Here is a 5723-nt window from a genome sequence, read left to right on the forward strand (position 1 = left end):
CGCCTGCCGGCGATCGAGTACGAGCCCGAGGACGTCGTGCGCTGGGTCGACCAGAACGGCTGGATCAGCTACCGCGGGCGGCGCCGCAAGATCGGCAAGGCCTTCCGTGGCACCCCGGTCGCCCTGCGCCCCACCCAGATCGACGGACGCCTCGACATCTTCTTCTGCCATCAGAAGCTGGCGTCCCTCGACCTCACCGAGCAGACTGAGCTCAAACCCGTCCACAATGTCCCCGAACGGGTGTCCACTATGTCCCCGGTCTGAACAGACAGGCTCAGGGCGAAGCCAATTGGGTGCCAGCGGCAAGAGGGACAGCGGCAGCCTTGACGATCGCGAAGCCGCTCAGCCGGCCAGCGCCGCCTCGATCGCCGCCACGGCCTCCTGGGCCTTCGCGCCGTCGGGGCCGCCGGCCTGGGCCATGTCCGGCCGGCCGCCGCCGCCCTTGCCGCCGAGCGCGGCCGAGCCGGCGCGCACCAGGTCGACGGCCGAGAAGCGGCCGGTCAGGTCGTCGGTCACGCCGACCACGAGCGAGGCCTTGCCCTCGCTGACCGCGACCAGGGCAGCGACACCCGAGCCGATCTGCTTCTTCAGGGCATCGGCCATCGACTTCAGGTCCTTGGCCGGCACGTCCTCGACGACCTTGGCGGCGAAGGTGACGCCGTTGATCTCCTTGGTCGCCGCCCCGTCGCCGCCGCCGGTCGCGAGCTTGCGGCGCAGCTCGCCGAGCTCGCGCTCCAGGCGCTTGCGCTCGTCGAGCAGCGCGGCGATGCGCTGCGGCAGCTCGGCGGGCGCGGCGCGCAGCGCCGAGGCGGCCTCGCCAAGCAGGGCCTCCTGGCGCTCGACATGGGCCAGGGCCGCGGCACCGGTGACCGCCTCGATGCGGCGCACGCCGGCGGCGAGCGCCTGCTCCGAGACGACCTTGAAGAAGCCGATGTCGCCGACCCGGCGGACGTGGGTGCCGCCGCACAGCTCGGTCGAGTAGTGCCTGCCCGGCCCCTTGTGGCCCTCGTCGAGGCCGCCCATCGAGAGCACCCGGACCTCGTCGCCGTACTTCTCGCCGAACAGCGCCAGCGCGCCGGCGTCGATCGCCTCCTGGGGTGTCATGAAGCGGGTCGTCACGGCCTCGTTCAAGCGGATCCGCGCGTTGACCTCGGCCTCGATCGCCTGGAGGTCCTCGGCGCTCAGCGGCCGGTTGTGGCTGAAGTCGAAGCGCAGGCGGTCGGGGGCAACGAGCGAGCCCTTCTGGGTGACGTGCTCGCCGAGCCGGCGGCGCAGCGCCTCGTGCAGCAGGTGGGTCGCCGAGTGGTGGGCGCGCAGCGCCGCGCGGCGCACGCCGTCGACCCTGAGCTCGACGGCCTCGCCGACCTTCAGGCTGCCGTGCTCGACCGTGCCGTAGTGCACGAAGAGGTCGCCGAGCTTGCGCTGCACGTCCCTGACAGCGACCGACAGGCGGTCGGCGCCGATCGCGACGCCGCTGTCGGCCTGCTGGCCGCCGGACTCGCCGTAGAAGGGCGTCTGGTTGACCGTGAAGGCGACCTCGCTGCCGGCCGGCGCCTGCTGGACCTCCTGGCCGTCGAGCAGGATCGCGGTGACCACGCCCTCGGCGACCTCGCTGTCGTAGCCCAGGAACTCCGTGGCGCCCAGCCGCTCGCGCAGCTCGAACCACTGCGCCTCGGTCGCCGCCTCGCCGGAGCCGGCCCAGGCCTTGCGCGCGGCGGCGCGCTGGCGGGCCATGGCCTGCTGGTAGCCGGCCTCGTCGACCTTGCGGCCCTGGCCGCGCAGGATGTCCTGGGTCAGGTCCAGCGGGAAGCCGAAGGTGTCGTAGAGCTTGAAGGCGACCTCGCCGGGCAGCGCCGCCTCGCCCGGCAGCCGGCCGGTCTCCTCCTCGAGCAGCTTCAGGCCGCGGCCGAGCATCTCCTTGAAGCGCGTCTCCTCGAGCCGCAGCGTCTCGCCGATCAGCGCCTGGGCACGGCCGAGCTCGGGGAAGTGCTGGCCCATCTCGCGGACCAGCGCCGGCACCAGCTTCCACATCATCGGCTCGCGCGCGCCCAGCAGGTGGGCGTGGCGCATGGCGCGCCGCATGATCCGGCGCAGCACGTAGCCGCGGCCCTCGTTCGAAGGCAGCACGCCGTCGGCGATCAGGAAGGAGCTGGCGCGCAGGTGGTCGGCGATGACCCGGTGCGAGACCGCACGCTCGCCGTCGGGGTCGGTGCCGGAGGCCTCGGCCGAGGCCTCGATCAGGGCGCGCATCAGGTCGATGTCGTAGTTGTCGTGCTTGCCCTGCAGCACCGCGGCGATGCGCTCCAGGCCCATGCCGGTGTCGATCGAGGGGCGCGGCAGCTCGATCCGGCGCTCCGGCGTCTGCTGCTCGAACTGCATGAACACGAGATTCCAGATCTCGATGAAGCGGTCGCCGTCCTCGTCGGGGCTGCCCGGCGGTCCGCCGGGGATGTCCTCGCCGTGATCGTAGAAGATCTCCGAGCAGGGGCCGCAGGGGCCGGTGTCGCCCATCGCCCAGAAGTTGTCCGAGGTCGCGATCCGGATGATCCGCTCGTCGGGCAGGCCGGCGATCTTCTTCCAGAGGTCGAAGGCCTGGTCGTCCTCGGCGTAGACCGTGACCAGCAGCCGCTCCTTCGGCAGCGCGAACTCGCGGGTCACCAGGTTCCAGGCCAGCTCGATCGCCCGGTCCTTGAAGTAGTCGCCGAACGAGAAGTTGCCGAGCATCTCGAAGAAGGTGTGATGCCGCGCCGTATAGCCGACGTTCTCCAGGTCGTTGTGCTTGCCGCCGGCGCGCACGCACTTCTGCGAGGTGGTGGCGCGCTTGTAGGGCCGGGCCTCGACACCGGTGAAGACGTTCTTGAACTGCACCATGCCGGCGTTGGTGAACAGCAGCGTCGGGTCGTTGCGCGGCACGAGCGGCGAGGACTCGACGATCTCGTGGCCCTGCCGGCCGAAGTAGTCGAGGAAGGTCGAACGGATGTCGTTGGTGCTGGTCATGGCTTCGATCTAGGCAACGCGCCGGCGGCGCTCAAGTCGGCCGCGCGGGGCAGCGTCCGCTCCGCCGGCGGCGCCCGGAACCGGCCGGTGTCTCGGGCGTTGGCCCCCGCGACAAGGGGTCGCCGGTTCTAGCCTTGCCGTCCGGTCCTGTCCAGCGTAGGGCTTGCGCTTGCCGGATCCGGACCGGGTCCGGCGGTATTTTGTCGTGCCCGCACGCAGCGCAGGCGGGGTGGTCGCCGCGCCTGCCTTCCTCTATGCTCCGCCTCCTTCCAGCAACGGAAAGACTGTGATGCGCCGAACCTTCGCCCTTCCGCTTCGGACTCTCGCCGCCCCGGCCGCGCTGGCGCCCGCGCTGGCCCTGGCCGGGCTGCTGGCGGCCGCCCCGGCCGTGACGCCGGCGCTCGCCCAGAGCTCGCCTGCGCCGACCACCGTCGCACCGGGCGCCCCGGCGGACGAGACCGTCAAGGCCTTCCAGTCCTGGCAGCTGCGCTGCGGCACCCCGCCGGGTGCGCAGAAGAAGGTCTGCCAGATGGAGCAGGACGTGTTCCGCGAGGGCACCAAGGACCAGCAGATCGCCAAGGTCGCCGTCGGCTTCCCGCCGGGCGCCAACGATCCGGGCATGCTGATCCTCTCGCCGCTCGCCACCTGGCTGCCGCCGGGCATCGGCTTCCAGCTCGATTCGGGCCAGGAGCAGCGGGTGCCGGTGCAGCGCTGCTCGCCGCAGGGCTGCGTCACCGAGATCCTGATCGAGGCGCCGCTGCTCAAGGCCCTGAAGGCCGGCACGCAGATCAACCTGACGATCCACGACCGAGCCCACCAGCCGGTCAAGGGCACGATCTCGCTGCTCGGCTTCACCGCGGCCTTCGACGCGCTCAACGCCAGCCGCAGCTGACCGGCGCCGCGGCCCGCATCCGGGCGCGGCGGAAGGCAGAAACGACGACGGCCGGGGCGCTCCTGCACCCCGGCCGTTTCGCGTCGGACCGAACTCGTGATCGCGGGCGGTGCCGCCCCTACTCGCCGCCGTCGCCCGTGTCGGCGTCGGCGTCGGCATCGGGGCCCTCGAGCATCGCGTCGGCGACCAGGCCGGCATTGGCCCGGACCGCCTGCTCGATCGCGTTGGCGATGGCCGGATTCTCCTTGAGGAAGGTCTTGGCGTTCTCGCGGCCCTGGCCGATGCGCTGGCCGTCGTAGGAGAACCAGGCGCCGGACTTCTCGACGACGCTGGCCTGGACGCCGAGGTCGAGCAGCTCGCCGGTCTTCGAGATGCCCTCGCCGTACATGATGTCGAACTCGACGACGCGGAACGGCGGCGCCAGCTTGTTCTTGACGACCTTGACGCGGGTCTGGTTGCCGACCACCAGGTCCTTGTCCTTGATCGCGCCGATGCGCCGGATGTCGAGGCGCACCGAGGCATAGAACTTCAGCGCGTGGCCACCGGTCGTCGTCTCAGGATTGCCGAACATCACGCCGATCTTCATGCGGATCTGGTTGATGAAGATCACCATGCAGCGCGAGCGCGAGATCGAGCCGGTCAGCTTGCGCAGCGCCTGGCTCATCAGCCGCGCCTGCAGGCCCGGCATCTGGTCGCCCATCTCGCCCTCGAGTTCGGAGCGCGGCACCAGGGCCGCCACCGAGTCGACGACCAGCACGTCGATCGCGCCGGAGCGCACCAGGGTGTCGGCGATCTCCAGGGCCTGCTCGCCGGCGTCGGGCTGACTGATCAGCAGTTCCTCGACGTTGACGCCCAGCTTGACCGCGTAGGTCGGGTCGAGCGCGTGCTCGGCGTCGACAAAGGCGCAGGTGCCGCCGGCCTTCTGGGCCTCGGCGACGACGTGCAGCGCCAGCGTCGTCTTGCCGGAGGATTCGGGGCCGTAGATCTCGACGATGCGGCCGCGCGGCAGGCCGCCGATGCCGAGCGCGATGTCGAGCCCGAGCGAGCCGGTCGAGACCGTGTCGATCTGCACCACCTCGCGCTGACCGAGCTTCATCACCGAGCCCTTGCCGAAGGCCCGCTCGATCTGCGTCAGCGCGGCCTGCAGCGCGCGCTCCTTGTCAGCCTGTTCCTTGCCCACGAGCTTCAGTGCCGGTTCCGCCATGGAGAGTGCCCCTGTATTTCACGCAACGGCGTCGAGCCGCAATGTGGAATGACTGTATTCTCTTTGTTCTCGTTTGGCAACGTCGTGCGCTCAAAAAGGGAACAAAGGGCGATTTCGGGGAGGATCGGACCGCCGCGGCCCCGCCGTTGCACGCATGGCGTGCAGGATGCGAACGAATGCGAACATAAGCCGGCCGGACCGGGCCGCGCCGCTTGCGCCCGATCAGGCTGCACCCGATCAGGCTGTACCCCGTCGGGCCGCGCCCGGTCGGGGCGCCGCCCGCTCCGGCGCGTCGCCCGGAGGCCGCAGGCCGGGCAGCGGCAGGCGCATCGTGGCGACCGTCCCGGCCGGATCGCCGGCGCGCAGTTCCAGGCTGCCGCCGTGATAGTCGAGCAGCCGCCGGCTGCTGTAGAGGCCGAGCCCGGTACCGGTCGCGGCCGTGGTGTTCGAGGCGCGGAAGAAGCGCCGGCCGACCTCCTGCCGCTCGCCCTCGGGGATGCCGATGCCGCGATCGGTGATGCTGAGCTCGATCGCGCCCTCCCGGATGCGGACCGCGACCTCGACCGGCGATTCTTCCGGGGAGTACTTCAGGGCGTTGTCGATCAGGTTGATCAGCACGGTCTGGAGCAT

Annotated in this window: 4 protein-coding genes and 1 pseudogene; 2 read left to right on the forward strand and 3 right to left on the reverse strand. The window is 71.0% G+C overall.

The window, feature by feature from the left end:
* Positions 1–264, forward strand: a pseudogene (locus B9O00_RS33310) (hypothetical protein); the annotation flags it as partial.
* Positions 265–342: 78 nt separating this feature from the next.
* On the opposite strand, the gene alaS reads toward B9O00_RS33310, so the two are convergent.
* Positions 343–2997: an alanine--tRNA ligase gene (gene alaS, locus B9O00_RS31820; RefSeq protein ID WP_085127449.1), complete on the reverse strand. Its 2655-nt coding sequence runs from the start codon at positions 2995–2997 to the stop codon at positions 343–345.
* A gap of 289 nt (positions 2998–3286) precedes the next feature.
* Between alaS and B9O00_RS31825 the strand changes: the two genes are divergently transcribed.
* On the forward strand, positions 3287–3889 hold the full coding sequence (locus B9O00_RS31825) for an invasion associated locus B family protein (protein ID WP_085127451.1): 603 nt from the start codon (positions 3287–3289) through the stop codon (positions 3887–3889).
* A 118-nt stretch (positions 3890–4007) separates the two neighbouring features.
* Here B9O00_RS31825 and recA read toward each other — a convergent pair whose 3' ends face one another.
* Together recA and B9O00_RS31835 are read right to left on the reverse strand one after the other, a co-directional pair.
* Entirely contained in the window at positions 4008–5093 is a 1086-nt protein-coding gene (gene recA, locus B9O00_RS31830; protein WP_085127453.1) for a recombinase RecA, read from the reverse strand.
* Positions 5094–5330: 237 nt separating this feature from the next.
* Positions 5331–5723 (reverse strand): sensor histidine kinase (locus B9O00_RS31835; protein WP_085127455.1); only part of this gene is annotated, 393 nt, incomplete at its 5' end.

The organism is Tistlia consotensis USBA 355, from assembly GCF_900177295.1.
GTDB lineage: Bacteria > Pseudomonadota > Alphaproteobacteria > Kiloniellales > DSM-21159 > Tistlia > Tistlia consotensis.